Source organism: Streptomyces sp. NPDC041122 (assembly GCF_055592445.1).
In genome coordinates, this window is the sequence record NZ_JBVIYQ010000007.1 from 346,457 (window position 1) to 371,230 (window position 24,774).

Consider the following 24,774-nt stretch of genomic DNA (forward strand, 5'->3'; position numbering starts at 1 on the left):
GCCGTTGCCGGGCTCGTTTCGCTGTGGTTGAAGCCTCTCCCGGCCGGGGTACGGGCCGCCTCCGTGCTCACCACGGAAAGGACCACGGAGAGGACCAGGGAAGGACCACGGAAAAACCACCGCCCCGTAAGGGGAGCCCCGTACGGATAATGAGCCGATGTCCACTCCAGCGATCTCGTCCCGGGAAGCCGAAGTGCTCGCCCTGCTCGGGGAGCACCTCAGCAACGCGGAGATCGCCGCGCGGCTCTTCATCTCCGTACGGACGGTCGAGTCGCATGTCTCCTCGCTGCTGCGGAAGTTGGAGATGCCGGACCGGCGGGCGCTGTCCCGGCGGGCGTCCGCGCAGGCCCGCCCCGCCCCGACCACCGAACGGCCACGCCCCGCGCCCGCGCTCCCGGCACCGCTGACGGCGTTCGTCGGCCGGGTGCGCGAACGCGCCGAGCTGGCCGCCGCGGTGACGGAGCGCCGGCTGGTGACCGCGGTCGGTCTGGGCGGAGTGGGCAAGACACGGCTCGCGTTGGCGGTCGCGGCGGAGACGGCCGGCGCCTTCGTGGACGGCGTGTGGTTCGTCGACCTGGTGCCCGTCACCGACCCCGGCCGGGTGGGCGCCGCGGTCGCGGCGGCGGTAGGGGTGGGTGAGCAGCCCGGCCGCGGTATCGACGACGCGGTGGTGGCCGCACTGGGGGACCGGCGGGCGCTGCTGGTCCTCGACAACTGCGAGCACGTGCTCGACGGGGTGGCGCCCTTCCTGGAGCAGCTGCTCGGGGCCTGCCCCGGGATACGGGTGCTCGCGACCAGCCGGGCCCGCCTGATGGTGCCGTTCGAGTGGGTCTTCCCGGTCCCGCCGCTCTCCCGGGTCGGCGGTGGCGGTTCGGAGGCGGTCGCTCTGTTCCTGGAGCGGGCGGCGGCGGTCGGAGGGGCAGCGGTTCCGCAGGACCGCGCTCAGGTCGCGGCGCTGTGCGAACGGCTCGACGGCATGGCACTCGCCATCGAACTGGCGGCCGCGCGCTGGCCCACGCTCGGCCTCGACGGTTTGCTGGCCGGCCTCTCCGACCAGCTCAGGATCCTCGCGGGCGGCCCCCGCGCCGACGGCAGGCACCGGTCGGTGCGCGCGGTCCTCGACTGGAGCCACGACCTGCTCGAACCGCGCGACCGTGTGCTGCTGCGGCGGCTTTCGGTGTTCATGGCGCCGTTCACCGCGGCGGACGCGGCTGAGGTCGCGGCGGGGGCAGGGACAGGGGTGGCGCCCGGGGTGGCGGAATGCACCGCGCTGGAGCCTGCCGCGGTCTTCGACGGGCTGGGAAGGCTGGCCGAGCAGAGCCTGCTCGCCGTGACGCGGTCCGAGTCCGGCACGCGCTATCAGGCCCTGGAGACGATCCGCCAGTACGGGGCGGAGCGGTTGGCCGACGCCGACGAGGTCGCGGAGATCCGCGCCCGGCACGTCGGGTGGTGTCTGGCGGGCGCCACGGCTCTCACGTCGGCCACGGCCTGCACCGCAGCGGCCACCACCGTAGCCGACACCCTCGCTTCGGCCGCCCCCGCTTCGGGCAGCGCCAACGGGCACGTACGGGCCGACTCGCAGGCCCGAGCCGACTCGCCGACCCAAACCGACTGGCGCGCCCAGGCCGAGCGGCGCGTGCGGTTCGACGCGCTGGCCGAGGATCTGCGGGCCGCCCTCGCCTGGGCCGCCGACCGGCCTGACCAGCGGAAGAACGCGTACGAACTCGCCCTCGCCCTGGCCGAACTGGCCTTCACCCGCAACCTGTTGGGTGAGGCACAGCAGCGGTACGAGCAGGCGGCGGAGCTCGCCGAGGACGCCGCGGCGGGCGCGGGCGCGCTGCGCCACGCCGCCGGGGTGGCCGGCTGCCGGAGGCTGGGCGACGACATGTTCCGCCTGCACCGGGCCGCCGCGGCGGCCGCACGCCGGGCCGGGGACGCACCCGGCGCGGGGCGGGATCTGGCGGCGGCGGCCACCGTCGCGTACCGCTTCTCCACCTCCTTCGCGCGGATTCCCGCCGTGGCCGATGTGACGCGGATGCTGGACGAGGCACGGGAGTTGTCCGGTGACGCCCCCGCCGCCGTGGCGGCCGTCGCGCTGGCCGAGGCGGCCGTCGTGGTGGACGCGTTCGGCGCGGTCCAGGGAGAAGCGCGGAACACCGTGGGCGAAACGGTGCGGCGGGCCGAGCGGGCCATCGAGCTCGCCCGGATCGCGGGCGACCCGGTGGCACGGTCCGCCGCCCTCGACGCGCTCTCCGGCGCGCGGAGTTGGGCGGGTGACGCGTTCGCCGTCGCGGCGGCGGCCCGACAGCGCATCGACGTACTGACGTGCGTGCCGCCCACACCCGCCGGCACGCACGAACTGACGGACGCTCTCGCCATGGCCGCGGGCACCGCGCTCGGAGTGGGCGGACTGGCCGAGGCGCGGCGGTGGGGCCGACAACTCGCCGAGCACCCGCTGCTGGCTGAGGCCGGTCACCACGCCACGTGCTGGATCCTGGCGGCAGACGCGTTCGCCGGCCACGCCGACGCGGTGCTCGGTCGCAGCGTGCGGTTCCTCGACGCCTGGGAGCGGAGCGGCCGCCAGCGGTCGCTCTCGCTGGGCGCCGCAGCGGCGTCGGTGGCGATGACGCACGGCCTGCGCGGCGACCACGAAGCCCGGGCCGCCTGGCTCACGGTCGTCGAGCGGGCGGACACGGTGCCGGAGCACCGCCACGGTTACGGTGCCGTCTTCGACGCCACGGTTCTGCTGCACCACGGGGACGCGCACGCCGCACTGGAGCGGGTCGCTCCGGAGCCGGACCAGGTGTGGAAGTGGGTGTGCTGGATCTGGCTGCACTGGTACGTGGCCCTGCGGGCGGAGGCCGCGGTCCTGGCCGGCCACCCGGAGGCCCGGACCAGGATCGCCGCCGCCAAGGCCGTGGTCGCCGGCAACCCGGTCGCCTCCGCCCAGGTGACCCGCGCGGAGGCGCTGCTCGACGGGGACGTCCCGCGCGCACTGGCCACGGCGAAGGCGTTCACGGCGGCGGGCTCCCCGTACCAGGCGGCCCGCACACTGCTCCTGGCGGGCGGCCCCCACGCGGCCACGGGAGCAACCGAGTTGGCGGGACTCGGCCTCACGGCCGGCCGGCCCGGGCTGGGCTCGTCGGCCTCCCCCTTGGCATGATCCGCCCCATGACGGCATCCATACCCCCCGTGTCCACGTCCTGGGACCGCATCGAGACATGGCTCGCCCGGCACGCGCCGCGGACGTTCGCCGGTCTGGCTCCCCCGGCGGACCGGGCGGCGATAGCCGCCGCCGAGGCGGCCGTCGGCCTGCCCTTCCCCGACTCCTTGACGGAGACACTGCTCCGGCACGACGGCACGGGCGACGACGTGCTGCTGCCTCCGTTCTGGCAACTGATGGCCGTACGCGACATCGAGGACGCCTACCACCTGCGTCTGAGCATCTACGGTGACGACCGCATCGACGCGGACGAATCCGAGCCGTCCGGGGAGTCCGGGCCCTGGTGGCACGTCCAGTGGATCCCCTTCGCCGCCGACGGTGCCGGGGACTGCCTGATCGTCGACCAGCGCGAACACCACCGCCGTGGCCGGATCGGCCACGCCGATCACGAGACGGGAAGCTCCTTCAGGCCGCACACCATGTGGACCTCCCTGCCGGCTCTCCTGGAGGCGACAGCCACCGCGCTCGAGTCCGGTGAGGCGGTCGACGGTTACCTGCCGACGGCAGTCGGCGAGCACGCACTCGCATGGGAGATCCTTTAGCGATCCGTTCAGTTCGTCCGTCAGGAGATTTCGTGCCCGCGCACCACGCACACCGCCAACCCTCATCGTCAGCGCGCCGGAGCGGGGCTGTCGCGTGGGTCACGTCTCTGTCGGCGGCGCTCATGGCTCTGCAGGTCGGGATCGGAGCCCCGGCCCAGGCCGCCGAGCCCCGGCACCACCTCGCGGCCGAGGCCCAAGGACAGGCCCTCACCCAGGCTCCGGACAAGGTCACGGTCACGGAGGGGCAGGTCAAGGAGGTGCCGTCCGGGGGAGTGATCACGTATCCGAGTGTGACCAGCTGCCTCACGGTCACCGTGCGGCAGCGCGAGGGCGGGCTCCTCGGCGCGCACGCCAGTCTGTTCCAGGTGCCCGGCGAACTGCGGTCCGACGAGATCCTGCCCGCGCTCCGGCGCCTCGTCGGCACCCGGCCCGTGACCGCGGTCGAGGTCCGGGGTGCCGTCGGCGCATGGCATCCCGGCTACTTCACCAAGGCGATCGAGAGTTACGGCGAGGGGGAGCAGGTGCCGGTCCCCGAGGGGCCGGACCCAGACGGGCTCGCCCGTGCGGTGTCGCAGGGGCTCGGGGTGCCGGGTGACGTGGTCACGGTCCAGGACGTCCCCGACGGAGACCAGGTCGTCAGCTGACGGGCAGCGCGTCCCGGACCGGGCCCGCGCCCTGCCGGCCACGGATCAGCCGGCCCGCTCGATGCCCGGTCGCAGGGCCGACCGGGCGAGATGCGCCGCCGTCACGCATGAACGCGCCCGCGCGGGGCGAGGGCTGACAAGCATGGCCACCCTGCCCCGCCTCGCCCCCATGCTCGCCAGCGCGGGCTCGCTGCCGCCCCCGCAGAGCGAGCACCTGTGGAGTGCGGAGACCAAGTACGACGGGCAGCGCGCGCTGATCTATCTGCCCGGTGACCACACCCTGCTCATCCGCTCGCGCTCCGGCGACGACATCACCGCCGCGTACCCCGAACTCCACGCCCTGGCCGACACGCTGGGCGGTGTGCCGACGGTGTTCGACGGGGAGATCGTCGTCCTCGACGAGGCGGGCCGTCCGGACTTCGAGCGGCTCCAGCCGCGCATGGGACTGGCGGGCTCCCCGGCGAAGGCGGCCCGGCTCGCCGCCCGCGCGCCGGTGCACCTGGTCCTCTTCGACGTGCTGTTCTCGGCGGGCCAGGACCTGACCGGCCTGCCCTACGCCCGGCGGCGCGACGTCCTGGAGCGGCTCGTCGCGGCGGGCCCAGGAGCGACCTGGTCGGTCCCGGGGGCAGTCGCCGGCCACAGCCGCGAGACCCTGGACTTCGCCCGCGAACACGGCCTCGAAGGGATCGTGCTGAAACGGCTCGACTCCGTGTACGAGCCCGGCAGACGTTCACCGAACTGGGTCAAGATCCGCAACGTCCGCACTCTCGACGTCGTCATCGGCGGCTGGCTGCCCGGCCGCGGGCGCCTGGCGGGGCTGCCCGGCGCGGTCCTGGTCGGCCAGTACGAGGGCGGTGATCTGGTGTACCGGGGCAGTGTGGGCACGGGATGGAACGAACGGGAACGCGCCGACCTCGCCCACCTCTTGGGCATCGCGGCCATGGACGCGTGTCCCTTCACCCCCGTGCCCGCGGTGCCCGGTGCCCACTGGGTCCTGCCCCGGCTGGTCGCCGAGGTCCGCTACACCGCGCTGACCCGGGCGGGCCTGCTCCGCCACCCCGTCTGGCACCGGCTGCGCCCCGACCTCGCCCCCGACGACTGAACGGCGGCTGAGCGACCGCTGAAAGACCGCTGACGGCAGTCCTCCTCACGGACCCGACGACTCCGCAAATCACTCCGCAAATCACTCCGCAGAGGACTCCACGAGAGCGTGGAGCAGCTCCGCCCCGTGCTGCCACGCGCCCAGGCCGCTCCCCGAGTTGAGGTGGCCGTGGTCGCCGACCAGATGGCACCGCACACCCCACGCCCGCGCGAAAGAGGTGGATGTCACCGGGTCGCAGTACGGGTCGTCACCGCTGGCCACCACCATGCCGGGGCACGGCAGCGGGCGAGCGGACACGTTCAGGAACGTCGCGGCCGCCTCCCGTGGGAACGTCGCCGCGCCGGGGTCCGGAGGCGCCACCAGGAACGCGGCCACCCGCGTCGGTCGGGCCTGTTCCAGCCACCGCGCTGCGGCCCAGCACCCGAGGCTGTGGGCCACCAGCACCACCTGGCCGTCCCGGCGCGCGGCCGTCTCGTACGCACTGTGGACGGACGACACCCAGTCCGGCAGATCCGGCGCGCTCCACGAGGCCGGGGCGATCCGGACCGCTGACGCCGGGCTCGCCGACGCCTCCCAACGGGTCTCCCACAGGCTCTGCCAGTGCCGTTCGTCCGACCCGTCGATACCCGGGATGACGACATACGCGACCATCGTTCTCCGCCCTTCCACCGTGTCCGTCGTGGCCCGTCCGCTCTCCGGGCCGAACTCGGGACGATTCTCGGCGGAGCGGCGGCCGCGGCAAGGGCCGGCAAGCGATCACAAAGAAAGTGTGGGTGACGACGATGGAATCGCTCGACGAGATCGACCGCGCCATTGTGAACCTGCTCCAGGCCGACGGACGGCTCACCGGGGCCGAGGTCGGACGGCGCGTCGGGCTGTCCCAACCGGCCGCGAGCGCGCGCATCCAACGTCTGGAGAGGAGCGGAGTCATCACCGGCTACCGCGCGGTCGTCGCCCCGGCCGCGCTCGGGCTGACCCTGCACGCGGTGATCCGGCTGCGCACCACCCACGCGCGGCTGACCCAGGCGCTGGCCCTCGCGGCGCGGATCCCCGAAGTCGTGTCGACCCTGCGGGTGACGGGCGAGGACTGCCTGCTGTTCGACGTGCACTGTTCCCGTGCCGAACACCTGGAAGAGATCGTGGACTCGCTGGCCCGGCACGGCTCGGTCACCACGTCCCTGGTCCTGCGCAGTTACCCTCCCAAGGCGCTGCCGCTCGACGCCGGCGGCGACTGCGGCAGCGGGAGGCCGGGGTTCGGCGCGGGCGGGTGATTCAGCCGAGCCGGCCGTACAGTGCCGCGGCGATCACGAAGAGCACGACGACACCGGTCAGGATCACCGTGCCGGTACCGGTCTCCTGTGAACGTTCCTGTTCGGCCCGCTTCTCCTCGATGAACGCCTTCGTGTCGGCGTCCGTACGCGTGCGGACCCACTGCCCGTTCTGCCCCGGATTGAAAACCACCGCTTGCCTCCCGTGTCAACTGCGGTGCTCCTGACCACTTTTCACCCCCCCCCCCCCCGCAAACCACTGACTCGCCGTACCCGCACCGACACCACCACGGACAATCGAGCGATGACGGGCAAAGACGACTCCGCGCTCCCGGCACTCTGGCGCGAGCCCTTCGCGCTGGCGTGGGAGGCGCTGCGGGCGGGCAGCCGGCCTGTCGGAGCCGTCCTGGTCGACGCGCGGGGGAACGTGGTGGCCCGGGGGCGGAACCGGAGCCAGGAGGCCGCCGCCACCGCCCCGCCGGGACAGCTCGCCGGAGCCGCCATCGCACACGCGGAGATCAACGTCCTAGGCCAAGTCACCGCCGAGCGACGGTATGAGGACCACCGCCTCTTCACCACGCTCGAACCGTGCCTCCTCTGCAGCGGCGCCCTCCTCCACGCGCACGTCGGCACGGTCGTCTACGCGGCGCCGGATCCCCTCTGGCAGGGCATCGAACGGATTCCGTTCGTCAGCGGCGCCATCGCGGAGCGTTGGACACGGCGCGTAGGACCGGTTCACGGCCCTCTCGCGGTGTTCGGCGCCCTGCTGATGGACCTGTGGGGCCTCCGTCGCGACGCGCCGCCACGCGGTGGGGAGCGAGCCTTCGACCATGGGGCACTGGCGTCGGCCCGACGCTGCGCGGAGATCCCGGGGTTCGTGGAGGCCGAGACGGTCGCGGTCGCCTACCGCCTTGCCCTGCCCCATCTCTCCCCGTACGGAGGGAAAGTGGGCGGCAGCGACGCCGGATGAGCGTGTTCCTCGCCCGGCTCTGCGGATCCGGTCGTACGTCACGCGCCACGGCCGCCTCCACCTCCACGTATCGTGCGACCGGAACACGCCATACGACCGACCCACACCCCGGAGGAGCGCCATGATCGGTGTCGAGGAGTTGGAGGCCACCGCGGCACACATCGCGGGCCACGTGGTGCGCACGCCCACCGTGCCCAGCCCGGGTCTGAGCGCACTGCTCGGCGTGCCGGTCACGGTCAAACTCGAACTGCTCCAGCGCAGCGGCTCCTTCAAGGCGCGCGGAGCCGTCGCCAAGCTCCTCACCCTGACCGACGCCCAACGCGAGGCCGGCGTCGTCGCCGTCTCCGGCGGCAACCACGGCGTCGCCGTGGCCGAGAGCTCCGCGGCCCTGGGCGTACGGGCCACGGTCGTCATGCCCCGCACCGCCCCGGCACGCTCCGTGGAGACCGCCCGGAACGCCGGCGCCGACGTCCGCCTGACCGACACCATGGCCGAGGCCTTCGCCCTCATGGAACGTCTGGAAGCCGAGGGGCTCACCCTGCTGCACCCCTTCGCCGACCCGGTGGTCATCGCGGGACAGGGCACCGTGGGACTGGAACTGGCCGAGGACGCGGGGAAGTTGACGGACGTCGTGGTCTCCATCGGCGGCGGAGGCCTGATCGCGGGCGTGGCGGCGGCGCTCACGGCGCGACGGCCCGGCGTGCGGGTGTGGGGAGTGGAGACGACCGGAGCCGACGCCATGTCGCAGGCCCTGGCCCACGGCGGGCCGCTCCAGGTGGACGTGAACTCACGGATCAGCACGCTCGGCGCGCCCACGGTCTCCCCGCTGACGTACACGATGGTCCGCGACATGGTCGACGAGGTCCTGGTCGTCCCGGAGGCCGAGGCCTACGCCGGAGTACGGGAACTGGCCGAGCACGCCAAGGTGTGGGCCGAGCCCGCCGCCGGCTGTCTCCTGCCGGCCGCCCGGCGCGTCCTGGCCAAGACCGGCGACGACACCCACCTCGGTCTGGTGATCTGCGGCGGCAACACCACCCTGGACGACATCACCGCCTACACCGCGTGACCTCGCCGTCGCACGGGTCCCTGGAGTGACCGAATAGCGGCGCGGAAGTGGTGGCCGGAGGACCCCCGCGGGGTTCCGGCCACCACTCTTCGGGACTTCTCGGGCCTGACGCGCGCGATACGCGTACGAGACCCTCCCGTCCGTCCCGGCCGCTGCGTCAGCCCGCCGCGGCGAGCGTCTTGTCGATCTCGCCGAGGAAGTCGTCGAGGTCGCCGGGGTTGCGGGAGGTGATGAGGTCCCAGCCGTTCGCGCCGCAGTGCATCACCGACTTGTCGACCCAGGTGCCCTTGGTGTTGCGGATGTCGGTGGCGACCGAGGCGTACGACGTGAGGGTCTTGCCCTCCAGGACGTCCGCCTCCACCAGCAGCCACGGACCGTGGCAGATCGCCGCGACCTTGCGGCCGGACTCCACGAAGGAGCGGACCATCGAGACGGCGGTCTCCTCGAGCCTCAGGGTGTCGGCGTTGACCGTGCCGCCCGGGATGAGCAGCAGGTCGTACGAGGACGCGTCCGCGTCGGCGAGCGTCAGGTCCGGCTGGACGCTCTTGCCCGGGTCCTTGTCGCCGACGAGGGAGCGGATCTCGTCCGACGACACGGCGGCCACGTCGACATGTGCGCCGCGCTCGCGCAGGTGCTGCACCGGCACCACGAGCTCGTCCTGCTCGACTCCGTAGTTGGTGACGATCGCCAGGACACGGTGGCCGTTCAGTGTGTTGTCAGCCATGACGTTGCCTTCCTCTGATGCTGTGCGTTTGGTGCGGTGCTGTGTTCGCAGCGATTTCGCAGCCGACCGGACGCTCCGGTACCCCTCTTCAGCATGGGCACACGCCGGGGTGGCGCCAGATGAGTCCGGCGACCGGAGTAACCGTTCCGCAGCGGACGGGTGCCCCGAGACCCACCCCGTGACCCGGGACCAAAGACCCTAGGTGGACCGCACACGCACAGACGGGCGAGTCAGTGGGCGATGCCGTCGATCAGCTCCCGGGCGCCCTGGCGCAGCAGTGCCACGGCCACGGAGGTCCCCAGCGTCGCGGGGTCGAGCCGGCCCGCCCACTCGTGCGCGTTGAGCACCGTTTTTCCGTCGGGTGTGAACACGCAGGCCCGCAGCGACAGGTCGCCGCCGCGCTCGGAACGCGCGTACCCGGCGATCGGGGAGTTGCAGTGGCCTTGCAGCACGTGCAGGAACATGCGCTCCGCGGTCGCCTCCCGCCAGGCGTCCGTGTCGCCAAGGTCCGACACGGCGTCGATGGTCGCCGTGTCGTCCTCACGGCACTGCAGGGCGAGGATGCCCGCCCCGATCGGCGGGCACATCGTCTCCACCGACAGGATCTCGCTGGCCAGCTCGGGGCGGCCGATGCGGTCGAGGCCCGACTGGGCGAGCAGCAGCGCGTCCGCGTCGCCCGCGGCGAGCTTCTCCAGCCGGCGGCCCGCGTTGCCGCGCATCGGAACGCACTCCAACTCCGGGTGCGAGGCGGCGAGTTGAGCCACCCGGCGGACCGACGACGTGCCGATGCGGGTCCCCGCGGGCAGTTCGTCGAGGGTGCGGCCGCCGGGGTGGATGAGCGCGTCGCGGATGTCGTCCCGCTTGAGGAACGCGGCGAACGTCGTGCCCGCCGGCAGCGGCCGGTCCGCGGGGACGTCCTTGACGCAGTGCACCGCGAGGTCCGCGTCGCCGGCAAGCAATGCGGCGTCGACCTCCTTGGTGAACGCCCCCTTGCCGCCGAGCGCCGCCAGGTCGCCCATCCAGCGGTCCCCCGAGGTGGTGACCGGCACGACCTCGGTGCGGATGCCGGGATGCAGCGCGGCGAGTTCGGCGCGGACGCGCTCCACCTGGGCGAGGGCCATGGGGGAGGAGCGGGAGACGATGCGGATGAGCTCAGGAACGGACATGCGGTCCACGATAAGGGCTCCGACGGCATGCCTCGGACAGGCGTCCACCTGATCAAAGTACCGCAGCCGCGCGTGAGTTGGCGGACGATGGGTGGTACGCCGGGGGCGCACGGCTGCGGCGTGTCCGCCCAGCGCCGGCAGCGGCGGTCGGCCCGGGGCTCGGCGTGCGCCGGAGCCCGGTGCCCGTACACCTCCGGAGACCTCGGCATGCGCGTCCCCCGCCCGCCTCATAGCGTGAGGTGCACGCAGCCGCGGCCCGGCGCCGCGCCCGCCTTCCGGGAGGCCCCATGTCCAGCCCTGCCGCGCCGGAACGCCCGGCGTCGATCACCCCCGAGCCGATGACGGCCACCCATCTGGCCGACGTCCTCGCCCTGGGCCGCCGGGTCTACGACACGTCCGTCAAGCCGTACACCTCCTGGTCGCTGTCGGCGATCGCCCGCCACATGGACAGCGAGGCCTCCGCCTGCTGGGTCGCCCTGGACGACGGCGACCGGCTGGCCGGGTTCGTGCTCGGCTCCATGGGCTTCGACCAGCGGCCCGACTGGGGCAACCTGGAGTGGATCGCGAGCGCCCCCGAGTACCAGGGACAGGGCATCGCGAGCCGTCTCGTGAAGGCCTGCTGCGCGACGCTCACGGAGGCGGGCGCCAGCGCCGTCGTCACCGATGTCGAGTCCCGCAACACCGCGTCGGCCGCCCTGATGCGGCGCAACGGCTTCGAGGCGAGTGTGTCGGTGACCCTGTTCGTCCGCGAGACGCCCCGCTGACCGGCACACCCCGGACCCGCGCCCCGCAAGCGGCGCACCTCACTCCCCGGCCCGTCCACCCGGCTCCAGCGGCGGGGACGCGACCCCCAGGCACGTCCTGCACTGCGGTGCGTTGCCGTGGTCGCCGTGCCAGTCCGCGGGGCGCGGCCGTACGAACAGCGCGGCGGCCGCCGCCGCGAGGACGAACAGCCCCGCGCATCCCACCGCCGCCTTGCCGAAGGCCGCGTCGAGCGCGCCCGGATCCGCGTACGCCGTGCCGGACAGGCCGACCGCCAGCGGCAGACCCGCGACGACGAGCAGCTGCGCGATGCGGGCCGCCGTGTTGTTGACTCCGCTGGCCAGCCCGGCGCGTGCGGCGTCCACCGAGGCCAGCACGGTCGCCGTGAGCGGCGCGACGAACAGGCTCATGCCGAGGCCGAGCACCACCACCGCGGGCAGCACCTCCGTGACGTACGCCGCGCCCGGCCTGACCCGCAGCATCAGCAGCACCCCGGCGGCCGCCACCAACGGACCGGCGACGAGCGGCAGCCGGGGCCCCAGGCGGCGCGCCAGATCACCGGCGGACGCGGAGAGCAGCAGCATCAGGATCGTGATGGGCAGCGTCGCCGTGCCCGCCTGCAGCGCGTCGTACCCGAGCGTCGTCTGCAACTGCACCGGCAGCATGAACAGAATCCCGCCGATGGCCGAGTACAGGCAGAGCGTCATCACATTGGCCGCGGTGAACAGGCGGGAGCGGAACAGCCCGAGGGGCAGCATCGGGTTGCGTCTGCGGTGCTCGACCACGAGGAAGACGGCGCCCGCGGCGAGGCCCAGCACCCCGGGCAGGACCGCGCCGGACGCCGACGTGTCACCGGACGCGCCGATCAGCGAGAAGCTGATGCCCGCGAGGAACAACGCGGCGAGACACGCCCCGAGCACGTCGAAGCGCTGCTTGGCCGCGCTCTCGTCGCGGCTCTCGGGCACGTGCCGCACCGCGAGCAGCACCAGCGCGGCCAGCGGCACATTGATCAGGAAGATCCACCGCCAGCCCGGCCCGTCGATCAGCCAGCCGCCCAGGAAGGGGCCGACGGCGCCCGCCACACCGCCGAGGCCCGACCACGCGCCCACCGCGCGCCCCTGGTCCTCGGGCCGGTAGGAGGCGCGGACGAGCGCCAGCGAGCCCGGGGTGAGCAGCGCGCCGCCGACGCCTTGCAGCGCGCGGGCCGCGATCAGCGTCCCGGCGTCCTGCGCGACGCCGCACAACGCGGACGCCGCCGCGAACCACACCACCCCGACGATGAGGGTGCGCCGCCGCCCGACGCGGTCGCCGAGCGCGCCGCCGAGCAGGAGGAGCGCCGACAGCGTGAGCATGTAGGCGTTGACGACCCATTGGAGGGAGGAGAGGGAGGTGTGGAGGTCCCTGCCCAGCGTCGGCAGGGCGACATTGACCACGGTCCCGTCGAGCAGCGCCATGCCCGAGGCGAGCACCGCGCACGCCAGGACCCAGCGCCCGCGGGCCGAGGCGAGCGCGACACCGGCACCGGCGTCCGGCTCCGGGCCGGGGGCCGCCCGCCCTGGGGATCCCGGACGCCCCGACTGCCCGGGACGTCCTACCGGACCTGAAGCCATGGCCCTCCTCCGTGCTCGACGCCGGCCCCGCGTACCCGTCCTACATGTGCGCCGCGCCGTCGTTCGTCTCCCGGTGCGCGGGCGCTCCACGGCGGTACAGGACGAAGGTAACGATCAGGCCGACCGCGAAGAAGAGCGCCGACCACCAGTACGCGGTCGAGTACGACTGCATCGCCGCGTCGGCCCGCACCTGCGGCGTCGGCTTCCTGCCGACGAGATAGTTGGAGGCGGCCGTGGTGGCCAGGGTGTTGAGCAGGGCGGTGCCGATCGAACCGCCCACCTGCTGGCAGGTGTTGACCATCGCCGAGGCGACGCCCGCGTCGTGGGCGGCGACGCCGGCCGTCGCCATGCTCATCGCCGGAGCGAAGACGAAACCGAGGCCGAGCCCCGCGACCAGCAGCGGCGGCAGCACGTGCGCCGGGTAGCCGCTCGTCACGTCGAGGGCGGTGAGCCAGGCCATGCCGGCAGCCGAGAGCCCCATGCCCAGCGGCACGATCGGTTTCGCACCCACCCTCGGCACCAGGAAATTGGTGGTCACCACCGAGCCCACCACCATGACCGCGACCATCGGCAGGAACGCCAGGCCCGTCTTGACCGGCGAGTACGCCAGGATCTGCTGGAGGTAGTACGTCAGGAACAGGAACACCCCGAACATGCCGGCGCCGGAGATGAACATCGCGAGGAACGACGCCCCGCGGTCCCGGTCGAGGACGACCCGCAGGGGCAGCAGCGGATGCGGGGCGCGCGCCTGCCACCATCCGAACGCCGCGACCAGCACCGCACCGACGACCAGGAAACCCCAGGTCAGCACGGAACCCCACGGGTGCGTCTCCGCGTTGGAGAAGCCGTACACGATGCAGAAGAGGCCCGCCGAGACCAGGACCGTGCCGGGCACGTCCAGCTTGGGCCGGTCCGGCGGAGCGCCGGGGTGCAGCAGGCGTGCGCCGCCGATCATCGCGACGACGGCGAAGGCGAGGTTCACGTACAGGCACCAGCGCCAGTTCAGGTACTCGGTCAGGACGCCGCCGAGCAGCAGGCCCACCGCGCCGCCCGCGCCCGCGATGGCGCCGTAGATGCCGAACGCCTTGGCGCGCTCCCGCGGATCCGTGAACGTGGTGGTGAGCAGCGACAGGGCGGCGGGCGCGAGCAGCGCGCCGAACAGGCCCTGCAGCGCGCGGGCCGCCACCAGCATCGAGAAGCTGTTCGCCGCGCCGCCGATCGCGGACGCCACGGCGAAGCCGGCGAGACCGGCCAGGAACACGATCTTCCGGCCCACCAGGTCGGCGATGCGGCCGCCGAAGAGCAGCAGGGAGCCGAAGGCGAGGGCGTACGCGGTGACGATCCACTGCCGGTTGCCGTCGCTGAACCCCAGATCCCGCTGGGCCGAGGGCAGCGCGATGTTCACGATCGTCGCGTCCAGCACGACCATCAGCTGGGCGATGCCGATCACCGCGAGGATCAGCCAGCGGTGTTCGTGACGCCCGCCGCCCGTGCTGAGCACGGTGGCCGACGGGTCGGCCTCGCGTGCGGGATCCGGCCCCGGCACGGTCCCCGGCGTGGACGTGGCTTCACGGTCCATGGTGGCCTCCAGACGCCCCCGCCCCACGCTAAACGCCCTGATCGGGTGACGCGACCGGGGGCCTGCGCGGCCCGCGACCCGGGCCTGGGGGTGCCCTGCGGGGACCGTGTGCGGGGCCGGCCGGGGCCTCTGTGCGGAGGCCCCGGCACGGTCCGGTGCGTTACGAGGCCCGGTCCGCGGCGAGCAGCAGTTCGCTCACCCGCTCGCGGGCGCGCGCGACCCGTGAGCGCACGGTGCCGATCGGGCAGCCGACCGCGTCGGCCGCGTCCGCGTACGGCAACCCGGCGAGCTGGGTCAGGACGAACGCCTCACGGCGCGGTGCGTCGAGCGACTCCAGGAGGTCCAGCAGGGCCACACCTTCCTCGAACCCGGGCACCCCGCGTGGCTGGGCGCGCTCGGCGGCCGCCTGCCAGTCACTGGTGTCGGCGATGCGCGGCCGGGCCGCCGCCGAACGGAAACGGTCGGCGACGGTGCGGCGCGCGATGGCGAGCAGCCAGGTACGGGCCCCGGCGCGGGCGGCGTAGCCGTGCAGCGAGGTCAGGGCCCGTAGGTACGTCTCCTGGGTCAGGTCGTCGGCGGCGTGCAGATCGCCGCTGAGGTGGGCCACGAAGCGCCAGACGTCGCGGCGGGTGGCCTGCACGAACTGCTCGAACGCCGCGGGGTCGCCGTCGCGGGCGGCGAGGGCCCAGGCGGTGATGCGGTCGTCGCGGGTGGGGTCGGTGCCGGGCCGTGTCCGCAAGAGGGCAGGTGTCATCGCAAAAGGTCCTTCGGTGAAAGGAGTTCGGAGAGCGCCGCGGCACACCCGGCGCGGGCTGTGCCCCCGGGAGCGCGGACGCCGAAGAGCCGCCCGGCACCGAGGGGTGCGGGCGGTCGTCAGGAACTGACCGGAAGGACCGGTGGACCTCTGCGGGAGACGACGTGCTGGAGAAGGACCCCGCGGAGCCGCGGTACGGGGACGAGTGCGCCGACGGGCGCCGGCGACGGAGGAAGTGCGGCGACCAGGACCGCGAGCACGAACCGCAGCGGCACGAACACCGCGGCGGCCAGGGCGCGTCCGGTGCGGAAGACGGCGGCCTCGCCGCGCCACAGCCACAGCGCGCAGAGCAGCGCGGCGGCGACGTGGGCGAGGAACATGCCGAAGCCGCTGTGCCCGAAGACGGACATGACCCAGTGGGAGAGGCCCTCGTCGGGCATGCCGGCGGAGTGCGCGGAGCCGGACGCGCCGGCGCCGGAGGACGAGCCGGACATCGGCCCGGACATCGGCATCGGGTGGTTCATGTGGTTCATGCCGTCGCCGCCCCGGCGGGGCGGCGCGGACGCCAGGCCGCCGGCGCCCGGCGCGGCGCCCAACCGCTGTGCGAGACCGAAGAGTTCGTGCAGGGACAGCTGGGCCGCGACGGTGGCGGCCGTGACGGTCGCCACCCCGCGCTCGCGGCCCGTCAGCCACCAGGCCGCGGCGGCCGTGGCGCCGAACGCGTACGCCACCGCCCACCAAGGCAACGGGATATCGGACATGAGCGCGTGACCGAAGGCCGTCGCCACCACGCAGACGGCCGCGAACATCGCGGCTCGTGCGAGGCGGAACGCGGGCCCGGAGGTCATGGGGAGCATCGTGCCAGGCGACGGAGGGGCAGGGGGCGGCGAGCCCAAGAGATGCCCGAAGTGCCCCGAACTGCCTGGATCTTGCCGGTGTGGCCCCGGCGGGATGATCACGTCGGACGGCACGCGGGACCGTCTCCCGCGTGCCGTCCGATGGATGGTCGCTCCGCCGCCGGCGCCCCTACGAGCGTTCGGTGGCGTCCTGCGCGTCCAGCGTCTCGGCCGTCTCCCGGGGCGCCGGCACCTGCGGCGCGGCCTCGGGAGCGGAACCGGCGGTCTTGCCGCGCCGCGCCATCACGCCGCTCGCGTAGCCCGCGATCGGCTGGGCGAAACGGGCCGTCAGCGGGCCGACGATGACCAGGATCAGGACGTACGCCGTCGCCAGCGGGCCGAGCGACGGCTCGATGCCCGCGGTGACCGCGAGCCCCGCGATGACGATGGAGAACTCGCCGCGCGCCACCAGCGCGCCGCCCGCCCGCCAGCGGCCCTTGACCGAGATGCCGGCGCGGCGGGCCGCCCAGTACCCTGTGGCGATCTTCGTCAGGGCGGTGACGACCGCGAGCGCGAGCGCGGGCAGCAGCACCGGCGGAATGCTCGACGGGTCGGTGTGCAGTCCGAAGAAGACGAAGAACACGGCGGCGAACAGGTCCCGCAGCGGCGCGAGCAGCGAGTGGGCGCCCTCGGCGACCTCACCGGAGAGCGCGATGCCGACCAGGAAGGCGCCCACGGCGGCGGAGACCTGCAACTGCTGCGCGATGCCGGCGACCAGAATGGTCAGACCGAGCACCACGAGGAGCAGCTTCTCGGGGTCGTCGCTGGAGACGAACCGCGAGATGAGCCGCCCGTAGCGCACCGCGACGAAGAGGACGATCCCCGCGGCGCCGAGTGCGATGGCGAGCGTGAGGCTGCCGGCGGCCCAGCCGACACCCGCCAACAGGGCGGTGATGATGGGCAGATAGACGGCCATCGCCAGGTCCTCGAGGACGAGGATGCTGAGGATGACCGGGGTCTCGCGGTTGCCGAGCCGGCCGAGGTCGCCCAGGACCTTGGCGATGACTCCGGACGACGAGATCCAGGTGACACCGGCGAGGACGACGGCGGCGACCGGGCCCCACCCCATGAGCAGCGCGGCGGCGGCGCCCGGCAGGGCGTTGAGCGTGCAGTCGACGAGACCGGCGGGGTACTGGGTCTTGAGATTGCTGACGAGGTCGTTGGCCGTGTACTCCAGGCCGAGCATCAGCAACAGCAGGATGACGCCGATCTCGGCGCCGATGGCGACGAACTCCTCGCTCGCCCCGAGCGGCAGCAGCCCGCCCTCGCCGAACGCGAGTCCGGCCAGCAGATACAGCGGGATCGGGGAGAAGCGGAAGCGGCCCGCGAACCGGCCGAGCAGCCCGAGCGCGAGGATGATCGCGCCGAATTCGATCAGAAAGACAGCGGAATGCATGCGCTCACTCCCGCCCGAGTATCGTCGCGGCCGTCTCCACGCCCTCGCGGGTGCCGATCACGATGAGGGTGTCGCCCCCGGCCAGCCGGAAGTCCGGGGCCGGCGAGGGGATGGCGTCGGCCCGCCGGAGCACCGCGACGATCGAGACGCCGGTCTCGGTCCGCATCCGGGTCTCGCCGAGGAGCCGCCCGTTCCAGTGCGAGGTGGCCGACAGCAGGATGCGTTCGGCGACCAGGCCGAGGTCGGTGGTGTGCAGCAGGTTGGGGCTGTGGTGCGACGGCATCAGGGCGTCGATCAGCGCGTCCGCCTCGCCCGAGCTCAGGCGCATCGACAGCGCGCAGGCGTCCGGGTCGTCGGAGCGGTAGGCGCTCACGGTCCGCGCACCGTCCCGGTGTGCGACCACCGAGAGGCGCTGCTGTTCTCGGGTCGTCAGGTCGTACCGGATGCCGATGCCGGGAAGCGGCGTACGGCTGAGTCGTGATGCGGGCACGGTTTCTCCCCTTGCGTGAATAGACGATCTCCCCCGGCTGTCACCCTATCGGGGCCAAGGATTGGCAAAATCCCGCCCATGGCGCGGCCCCGCCGGGCACCACGGATCCGCTCACGACGAGACCGGGGCCCGGCGGGGCCGGGGGAGGAAGGGGGGAGAGCCGCTGGGGGTACGCCTGGCCCGCGCGACCCGGCGCGGACCGACGCGGCACAAGATCACGGGTTACGCGCGGTCACACCTCACGCGGCCGGGCCGCGGTCGCCGCCGCGCAGGACCGTTTCCACCGTGTCCGCCTCCTCGGGGGACTTGTCCTCCCGGTAGCGCACCACCCGGGCGAAGCGGAGCGTGACGCCCGCCGGGTAGCGGGTGGACTTCTGCAGACCGTCGTAGGCGATCTCCACCACGAGCTCGGGCCGCACCGTCACCACGTAACCGCTGCTCTCGACCGCGAGTTCCTGGAGGCGCTCGGTCTGCCAGGCGAGCATGGCGTCCGTCATCCCCTTGAAGGTCTTGCCCAGCATGGCGAAGGTGCCGTCGGGCCGCCGCGCCCCCAGGTGCAGGTTGGAGAGTTTCCCGGTGCGCCGTCCGTGCCCCCATTCGGCGGCCAGGATCACCAGGTCCAGGGTGTGCACGGGTTTGACCTTCAGCCAGGAGGCGCCCCTGCGGCCCGCCTTGTAGGGGGCGTCGAGCCCCTTGAGGACGACACCCTCGTGACCGCGCCCGAGCGTCGCCTCGAAGAACTCCTGCGCCTCACCGCGCCGGCGTTCGTCGGCCGGTTCGGTCACGAGCGCGCGCCGCACCCGCATCGGCTCGGGCACCAGGGCCGCCAGCTCCGCGTGCCGCTCGGTGAACGGCAGGTCGAGCAGGTCCCGGCCGGCCACGGACAGGACGTCGAAGAAGACGGGAGAGAGGGGCAGGCCGGCCGCCGCGGCGGACACGTCGAGGCGCGAGCCGACGCGCCCCGCGATCTCCTGGAACGGCCGCGGCCGGCCGTCCTCGCCGAGCGCGATGACCTCGCCGTCCAGGATGAAGTGGGTCCCCTTCAGGTCGAGCGCGGCTGCGGTCAGTTCGGGGAGCCGGTCGGTGATGTCGTCCAGGGTGCGGGTGTAGACGCGGACGTCGTCCCCGTTCCGGTGCACCTGCACGCGGATGCCGTCCAGCTTCTCCTCGACGGCGCACGCCCCGAGCTTGTCGATGCCTTCCGCGACCGACGCGGCGCTGTGCGCGAGCATCGGCAGCACGGGACTGCCCACGGTCAGCCGGAACTCGTCCAGGGCCTCGGCGCCGCGCGACAGGAGCGCCTGCGCCACCGGGCTGACGGAACCGGCGAGCATCACCGAGCGCCGCACCGCGTCCGCCGGAGTCTCCGTGGCGAGCGCGAGCCCTTCCACGGCCACCGCGTCCAGCGCGCCCTGACGCACCTCACCGGTGAGCAGGCCGGTCAGGAACCGCTGCTCGTCGGCGGTGGCGGCGCCCATCAACGCGTCGACGAGCCGCTTGCGTTCGGTCTGCGATCCGGCGCCGGACACCGCGCCGATCGCGGTGAGCGCCTCGTCCACGCCGCGCACCGTCAGCGTCGGCCCGTCGGCGGGCGGGCCCGCGTCCTTCAGCAGGCTCCAGCCGATGCCGAGCCGCCCCTGCGGGAGCCTGCCCGCCAGATACGGGATGACGATCGGCACGTCGTCCGGCTCGGCGGCCCGGAACAACTCCGCGAGCAGCGCGATCTTCTTGGACCGCGCCGAGGTGGCGGCCACTTCCTTGGACACGTCCGCGAGCCGGGCAAGCAGCATGAGGCCATCCTGCACCGGGGCCGGGCGCGGCGCACGTGCGCCCTCACCTGCTGGCGCCGCCCTCCTCGTCGAGGCCGTCGAAGTCCTCGGTGAAGTAGCTGTCGTGCCGGATGCGGAACTCCTTGAGCTCGGCGGGGCCGCGTCGCGACATCTCCGCGATCCGCTCGAAGTACTCCTCGCGCGGGGCACCCGGGGAGAAGAGCATGAGCATGGACGTCGGCTCGTCGGTGACGTTCCTGAAGGCGTGCAGACCGCCGACGGGGACGTACAGGAAGTCCCCCTCCCGGCCCGTCACCCACTTCTCGCCGTCGAAGAGCTCCAGCTCGCCGGAGAGGACGTAGAAGGACTCGGACATCGCCCGGTGGAAGTGGGGCTTGGCCCCCGCGGAGCGCGGGGCCAGCTCCGATTTGTACAGGCCGAACTCGCCGCCGGTCGACGCATGGGTGGCGAGGTAGTGCGTGGACCCGCCCGGCGAGGAGATGTCCGCCGGTGTGTCCGCCGTACGGAAGGAGGCGTTCACCTCGCCCCGGGTGCCGTGGTAGCGGGGCTGCGGATACGAGAGATCGTGCGGGTACGACATGACGCGCTCCTTCGGTGGGCCCTCGTCGGTCGGCTCTTTCGGACCGTGGGCGGCTCTGCACCGGCATCGTGTCGCCCGGGCCGGGTGGGCGGCATCGGGCCTGCGGCTGATCCCGGACGGAGCCGGGAGGGGGCCGCAGGGCTTAGGACATTTGACCGAGACGATCACCGACGGGTGATGGGGAGGGACATGGAGGCCCGTATTCCAAGGGTCTCGCCGGAGCGGGCGCGGGGCCGCTGTGGCACGAGGGTGATGTTGCTCCGGGATGCGCGTGCGGTCGCCTGAGGTGGGCACCCGGACCGCAGACGTTCCGAATTATGAAAGGTGAGTGATGCAGGTCACATGGATCTCTCGGCGGATTTGCGTGATGAGAGCCCTTTGTCCCGGGTCCTAAGGACACAGGAGTCCCCGCAACCGCACCGCCGAAACATGCAGCACCAGAAGTGGAGCCCGACCATGGCCGTCACCCTCGAACAGCACGTTCGCGCCCGCCTCATCACCCCTGAGGGCCGTGAACGCGGACTGGCCGTGGTTCTGCGCTACTCGGCGGAAGACCCCCTGGCCGTCCAGATGATCTTCCCCGCGGAAGCCTCGCTCGACGGCGTGGAGGTCACCTGGATCTTCGCCCGTCAGCTCCTGGAAGAGGGCCTCAGCGCCCCGGCGGGCGGCGGTGACGTGCACATCTGGCCGTGCGGGCGGGCCCGGACGGTCCTGGAGTTCCACGCGTACCAGGGACTGGCCCTCGTGCAGTTCGACACGATGGTGCTGCGCCGCTTCCTGGTGCGCTCGTACGGCGCGGTACCCGCGGGCGCCGAGGACGAGAGCCTGGATCTCGACAGCGGTCTGTCACGGCTGCTCGGCGGTGTGTGAATGAGCGGTCAGAGCGACGGCGGCACGGGCGCGGCGCCGGGGGTTCCCGCGGCGTACAGCGCCGGCCGCTCGCTCATATCCACCGCCGTGCGGGCGCCGGTGCGCAGCGCCGCGACACCGGCCTCGGCGACGGCGGCCGCGGCGTACCCGTCCCATGCGCTCGGCCCCGTGACCCGGCGCTCGCGGGCGGCGGCCACCCAGGCCCGCACCTCACGGTCGTACGCGTCGGCGAACCGCACCAGGTAGTCCTGCGCCACGTCCTCCTGCGCGCGCCCCGACGACCGGACGACCATCGTGTGCGCGTCGCCCACCGCGGCACTGCCCCGCTCGCAGACCGCCTCGCACCGCACCTCGTACCCATATCCGCTGTTCACGAAGATCTCCACGTCGACGACGGCGCCCCCGGACGTCTCGAAGATCACCAGCTGGGGGTCGAGCAGCCCGCGTGGAGCGTGCGCCGACGGCGTCGGCCGGACCACCGTCACCGCGGTGATCTCCTGGCCGAGCAGCCACCGCGCCGCGTCGATCTCGTGCGAGACCGAGCTGCTGATCAGCATCGACGAGGTGAAGTGCGGCGGCGACGCGACGTTCCGGTGGCGGCAGTGCAGCAGCAGGGGACGGCCGAGCCGTCCGGAGTCGAGCACACACTTCAGGTCCGCGTACTCGGTGTCGTACCGGCGCATGAAACCCACCTGGATCAGCCTGCGGCCCAGCCGCGCCTCGGCCTCCACGATCCTGAGCGCCGACGTCGAGTCGGGGGTCAGCGGCTTCTCGCAGAGCACCGGAAGGCCGTGCGCGAGGGCCGCGAGCAGGGCCTCCTCGTGCGCTCCTTCGGGCGAGGCCACCAGGACCGCGTCCACCCCGGGAGCGGCCAGCGCGGCCGCCGGATCCCGGTGCACCGACACGCCGGCGCGCCCCGCGACCGCCGCCTCGGCCCGCGCCACGTCGGGGTCGGCGACCGCGACCACCCGGGCCCCGCCCACCGTCGTGCCGATCCGGTGCACATGGTCGGCGCCCATGTGGCCCGCCCCGAGGACGGCCACCCCCAGCGACTCGCCCATCCGACGCCCTCCCCTGCCCGCTCAGTCGCCGCGGCCTCCCGGGCGCGTGCGTCGGGCCACCGTAGCCGCCCGGCGTCGGACCGCCACGACGCAGCCGGCGAGCAGGGCTGCCGCGCCCGCGCCGACCATCAGGATCGCGGGCCAGTCGGAGTCGTCCGACTCCGCGCTCAGAGCGGCCTTGCCTGCGGCGTGCGCGGGCCGCGGCCCCGTCCGGTCCGGCTTCGGCGGCGGCAGCAGCGAGCCGACCGGCCCCACCTTCCCCGCCGCCGCGAACCCCCAGTCCAACAGTGACCTCGCCTCCTCGTACACCGCACGCCCGCCGCCCGCCTGCGGGTTCATCACCGTCACGACGAGGGTGCGGCCGTCCCGCTGGGCGGCGCTGATCAGCGTGGACCCCGCGTGGCTCGTGTAGCCGTTCTTCACGCCGAGCAGGCCCGGATAGGGCGTCACGCCGTCCGCACCCGTCAGCAGCCGGTTGGTGTTCTGGATGGGGTACGACCAGCCGCCCGCCGGGAACTTCGCGGTCCGCGTCGAGCAGTAGCTCGCGAACTGCGGGTCGGCGAGCCCCGACCGCCCGAAGACGGCCAGGTCGTACGCCGAGGAGACCTGGCCGGGGGCGTCGTAGCCGTCGGGCGTCACGACGTGGGTGTCCCGCGCGCCGAGCTCGCGGGCCTTGGCACGCATCTCCCGTACGGTCGTGTCCAGGCCGCCGTTGAGCCCCGCGAGGACGTGCACCGCGTCGTTGCCGGAGCTGAGGAAGACGCCACGCCACAGGTCGGACACCTGGTACGAGCGGCCCGCCGCCACGCCCACCATGCTGCTGCCCTCGCCGATGTCCTCCAGCTCGTGCTCGTCGACGACGTGCTGCATCCGGGCGTCCAGCCGGGGGAGCGTCGCCAGGGCGAAGAGCGACTTCAGCGTCGAGGCCGGCGGCAGCTGGCGGTGCGCGTCCCGGGCGGCGAGCACCTCGCCCGTCTGGGCGTCCGCCACCACCCAGGCGAGCGCGGACACGTCACCCGGCAGACCCGGGGCACCGGGGCCAGGCCTGACCTGGACACCGGGCCGGTCCAGGAGCGCGGACGAATAGGCGGGCAGAGGTCGCGGCGGCGCCGGTTCGGCCGGGACGTCGGTGGCCGCGGCCTGCGAGGACAGGAGGACCAGGGCACCGAGCGTGAGGGCCGCGATGCGTACGGAGGAGGGGCGCGGAAGGTACCTGATGACCATTCAGCCACCGTATGAGCGCCGTCCGGAGTCCGCAGATCGGCTTGGTCCGGCTGGATGTACGGGCCGGACGCGGGGCTGGGGCGGGTGAACGGTCGAAGGGCCTCGAGGAGGAGCTCGGCGAGCTCGCCCGGCATGGTGACCATGCAGGCATGGCCGGTCGGCAGCTCCCACACCTGTGACGGAGCGCGGTTGGGCTGGACGGCGGGGACCGGCCGCCGAGTGATGCCCTCCGGAACGCCGACGACACAGCGGTGTGGGCCCGAGGGACCGCGTCCTTCGCCGGGCTCCGCAGCCGGACGGACTCCTGGAGGCCCGATCCCGGCACCGCCCGCTGTGCCAGGCGCCGTGCCCCAGCAGATAGGCGATCTGCGGACAGAAGCTGACCGCGCCCCCTGAGACAGTCGTCGGCGACCGACCTCCCGGCGACCGGCAACCGGCGCCAACGACGGACCACCGTCCGGACGAGCGACCCCAGGAGCACTCCGCATGCCCGTGTCCCCTCATGACCCCACCGGCTACCCGGCCGAGACCCGGACGGCCTCGGGCCGGCCCGCCAGCGGTCGGCGGTGAGCCGGTGACCGTGCTCGACACCCGGGCCCTCGGCCGCGCGACGGCACAGGCCGCGCGGCGGCAGCCCCGATCCGGACACCCCGGCGCCCGTACGCTTCCTGTCCGCCTTCGACAACGTGATCCTCGGTTACCAGGACCGCGGCCGGATCATCGACGACACCCACCGCGGTCTCTCGGTCGCCGGGGAACGGGCCGTCCTGGTCGACGGGCGCGTCGCCGCGACGTGGACGGTGGAGGCGGGCACGGTGGTGGTGTCCCCGCTGCGCCGCCTGTCCCGCGCGGGGCGTGCCGAGGTGGAGGCGGAGGGCGTGACGCTGGCGGCGTTCCTGTCGGACGGGGAGAGCGAGCGCGCCCGGATCGCGCCTGCGTGAGCGCCCCGAAGTTCGGTCGGAGAACCTGGTCGCCGTCTCCGCCGCCGGGTGGACCAGCGCGAACCCGACCAGTGCCCCCTCCTGCGCCCGCGTCCCGGGACCCGCGACGGCCGAAG

The 24,774-nt window shown here is 73.4% G+C and carries 23 protein-coding genes and 1 pseudogene; 10 read left to right on the plus strand and 14 right to left on the minus strand.

The window, feature by feature from the left end:
• Positions 1 to 157 precede the first annotated feature (157 nt).
• The 4 genes from ACZ6B8_RS25835 (at position 158) to ligD (ending at position 5,511) form a co-directional block, all read left to right on the plus strand.
• Complete coding sequence (locus tag ACZ6B8_RS25835) at positions 158 to 3,163, plus strand: ATP-binding protein (protein WP_471608807.1); 3,006 nt, start codon at positions 158 to 160, stop codon at positions 3,161 to 3,163.
• A gap of 8 nt (positions 3,164 to 3,171) precedes the next feature.
• Entirely contained in the window at positions 3,172 to 3,765 is a 594-nt protein-coding gene (locus ACZ6B8_RS25840; RefSeq protein ID WP_471608808.1) for an SMI1/KNR4 family protein, read from the plus strand.
• A gap of 122 nt (positions 3,766 to 3,887) precedes the next feature.
• Positions 3,888 to 4,409 carry a hypothetical protein gene (locus ACZ6B8_RS25845; RefSeq protein ID WP_471608809.1) on the plus strand — a complete coding sequence of 174 codons (522 nt, stop codon included), beginning with the start codon at positions 3,888 to 3,890 and terminating at the stop codon, positions 4,407 to 4,409.
• A 142-nt stretch (positions 4,410 to 4,551) separates the two neighbouring features.
• On the plus strand, positions 4,552 to 5,511 hold the full coding sequence (ligD, locus tag ACZ6B8_RS25850) for a non-homologous end-joining DNA ligase (protein WP_471608810.1): 960 nt from the start codon (positions 4,552 to 4,554) through the stop codon (positions 5,509 to 5,511).
• Positions 5,512 to 5,592: 81 nt separating this feature from the next.
• Here the strand turns inward: ligD and ACZ6B8_RS25855 are convergent, their stop codons facing one another.
• Positions 5,593 to 6,162 carry an RBBP9/YdeN family alpha/beta hydrolase gene (locus ACZ6B8_RS25855; protein ID WP_471608811.1) on the minus strand — a complete coding sequence of 190 codons (570 nt, stop codon included), beginning with the start codon at positions 6,160 to 6,162 and terminating at the stop codon, positions 5,593 to 5,595.
• Positions 6,163 to 6,293: 131 nt separating this feature from the next.
• Here ACZ6B8_RS25855 and ACZ6B8_RS25860 point away from each other — a divergent pair, with 131 nt between their 5' ends.
• Positions 6,294 to 6,782, plus strand: a complete 489-nt coding sequence (locus ACZ6B8_RS25860) for an Lrp/AsnC family transcriptional regulator (RefSeq protein ID WP_471073425.1) — start codon at positions 6,294 to 6,296, stop codon at positions 6,780 to 6,782.
• A 1-nt stretch (position 6,783) separates the two neighbouring features.
• On the opposite strand, the gene ACZ6B8_RS25865 is transcribed toward ACZ6B8_RS25860, so the two are convergent.
• Positions 6,784 to 6,972: a hypothetical protein gene (locus ACZ6B8_RS25865; RefSeq protein WP_471608812.1), complete on the minus strand. Its 189-nt coding sequence runs from the start codon at positions 6,970 to 6,972 to the stop codon at positions 6,784 to 6,786.
• Positions 6,973 to 7,083: 111 nt separating this feature from the next.
• On the opposite strand from ACZ6B8_RS25865, the gene ACZ6B8_RS25870 reads away from it, so the two are divergent.
• Complete coding sequence (locus ACZ6B8_RS25870; protein ID WP_471608813.1) at positions 7,084 to 7,749, plus strand: nucleoside deaminase; 666 nt, start codon at positions 7,084 to 7,086, stop codon at positions 7,747 to 7,749.
• 121 nt (positions 7,750 to 7,870) lie between these two features.
• A complete protein-coding gene (locus tag ACZ6B8_RS25875) occupies positions 7,871 to 8,815 on the plus strand; it encodes a threonine/serine dehydratase (protein ID WP_471071150.1) in 945 nt (314 codons plus the stop codon).
• Between the two features lie 157 nt (positions 8,816 to 8,972).
• On the opposite strand, the gene ACZ6B8_RS25880 is transcribed toward ACZ6B8_RS25875, so the two are convergent.
• Entirely contained in the window at positions 8,973 to 9,539 is a 567-nt protein-coding gene (locus tag ACZ6B8_RS25880) for a type 1 glutamine amidotransferase domain-containing protein (RefSeq protein WP_471608814.1), read from the minus strand.
• Positions 9,540 to 9,769: 230 nt separating this feature from the next.
• Positions 9,770 to 10,705 carry a hydroxymethylbilane synthase gene (hemC, locus tag ACZ6B8_RS25885; RefSeq protein WP_471608815.1) on the minus strand — a complete coding sequence of 312 codons (936 nt, stop codon included), beginning with the start codon at positions 10,703 to 10,705 and terminating at the stop codon, positions 9,770 to 9,772.
• Between the two features lie 287 nt (positions 10,706 to 10,992).
• Between hemC and ACZ6B8_RS25890 the strand changes: the two genes are divergently transcribed.
• Positions 10,993 to 11,469 carry a GNAT family N-acetyltransferase gene (locus ACZ6B8_RS25890; protein ID WP_471071141.1) on the plus strand — a complete coding sequence of 159 codons (477 nt, stop codon included), beginning with the start codon at positions 10,993 to 10,995 and terminating at the stop codon, positions 11,467 to 11,469.
• 39 nt (positions 11,470 to 11,508) lie between these two features.
• Here the strand turns inward: ACZ6B8_RS25890 and ACZ6B8_RS25895 are convergent, their stop codons facing one another.
• The 8 genes from ACZ6B8_RS25895 to ACZ6B8_RS25930 all read right to left on the minus strand — a co-directional run bounded on the left by ACZ6B8_RS25895 (position 11,509) and on the right by ACZ6B8_RS25930 (position 20,562).
• On the minus strand, positions 11,509 to 13,077 hold the full coding sequence (locus tag ACZ6B8_RS25895; protein ID WP_471608816.1) for a DHA2 family efflux MFS transporter permease subunit: 1,569 nt from the start codon (positions 13,075 to 13,077) through the stop codon (positions 11,509 to 11,511).
• Positions 13,078 to 13,117: 40 nt separating this feature from the next.
• The gene (locus tag ACZ6B8_RS25900) at positions 13,118 to 14,656 is read right to left on the minus strand and encodes an MFS transporter (RefSeq protein WP_471071135.1); all 1,539 of its coding nucleotides are present in this window, start codon (positions 14,654 to 14,656) and stop codon (positions 13,118 to 13,120) included.
• 160 nt (positions 14,657 to 14,816) lie between these two features.
• Entirely contained in the window at positions 14,817 to 15,410 is a 594-nt protein-coding gene (locus tag ACZ6B8_RS25905; protein WP_471608817.1) for a sigma-70 family RNA polymerase sigma factor, read from the minus strand.
• A 119-nt stretch (positions 15,411 to 15,529) separates the two neighbouring features.
• The gene (locus tag ACZ6B8_RS25910; RefSeq protein WP_471608818.1) at positions 15,530 to 16,258 is read right to left on the minus strand and encodes a hypothetical protein; all 729 of its coding nucleotides are present in this window, start codon (positions 16,256 to 16,258) and stop codon (positions 15,530 to 15,532) included.
• Between the two features lie 178 nt (positions 16,259 to 16,436).
• A complete protein-coding gene (locus ACZ6B8_RS25915) occupies positions 16,437 to 17,702 on the minus strand; it encodes a cation:proton antiporter (protein WP_471608819.1) in 1,266 nt (421 codons plus the stop codon).
• 4 nt (positions 17,703 to 17,706) lie between these two features.
• The gene (locus ACZ6B8_RS25920; RefSeq protein ID WP_471071123.1) at positions 17,707 to 18,192 is read right to left on the minus strand and encodes a cation:proton antiporter regulatory subunit; all 486 of its coding nucleotides are present in this window, start codon (positions 18,190 to 18,192) and stop codon (positions 17,707 to 17,709) included.
• Between the two features lie 239 nt (positions 18,193 to 18,431).
• Entirely contained in the window at positions 18,432 to 19,982 is a 1,551-nt protein-coding gene (locus tag ACZ6B8_RS25925) for an ATP-dependent DNA ligase (protein WP_471071120.1), read from the minus strand.
• A gap of 43 nt (positions 19,983 to 20,025) precedes the next feature.
• On the minus strand, positions 20,026 to 20,562 hold the full coding sequence (locus ACZ6B8_RS25930) for a cupin domain-containing protein (RefSeq protein WP_471608820.1): 537 nt from the start codon (positions 20,560 to 20,562) through the stop codon (positions 20,026 to 20,028).
• 456 nt (positions 20,563 to 21,018) lie between these two features.
• Between ACZ6B8_RS25930 and ACZ6B8_RS25935 the strand changes: the two genes are divergently transcribed.
• Complete coding sequence (locus ACZ6B8_RS25935) at positions 21,019 to 21,432, plus strand: SsgA family sporulation/cell division regulator (protein ID WP_471073423.1); 414 nt, start codon at positions 21,019 to 21,021, stop codon at positions 21,430 to 21,432.
• An 8-nt stretch (positions 21,433 to 21,440) separates the two neighbouring features.
• Here ACZ6B8_RS25935 and ACZ6B8_RS25940 read toward each other — a convergent pair whose 3' ends face one another.
• Both ACZ6B8_RS25940 and ACZ6B8_RS25945 read right to left on the minus strand, forming a co-directional pair.
• Complete coding sequence (locus ACZ6B8_RS25940) at positions 21,441 to 22,493, minus strand: Gfo/Idh/MocA family protein (protein WP_471071114.1); 1,053 nt, start codon at positions 22,491 to 22,493, stop codon at positions 21,441 to 21,443.
• Positions 22,494 to 22,514: 21 nt separating this feature from the next.
• Positions 22,515 to 23,717, minus strand: coding sequence for a D-alanyl-D-alanine carboxypeptidase family protein (locus ACZ6B8_RS25945; RefSeq protein WP_471608821.1), 1,203 nt, complete (start codon positions 23,715 to 23,717; stop codon positions 22,515 to 22,517).
• A gap of 620 nt (positions 23,718 to 24,337) precedes the next feature.
• Between ACZ6B8_RS25945 and ACZ6B8_RS25950 the strand changes: the two are divergent.
• A pseudogene (locus tag ACZ6B8_RS25950) lies at positions 24,338 to 24,658 on the plus strand (DNA glycosylase AlkZ-like family protein); the annotation flags it as partial.
• Positions 24,659 to 24,774: the final 116 nt, after the last annotated feature.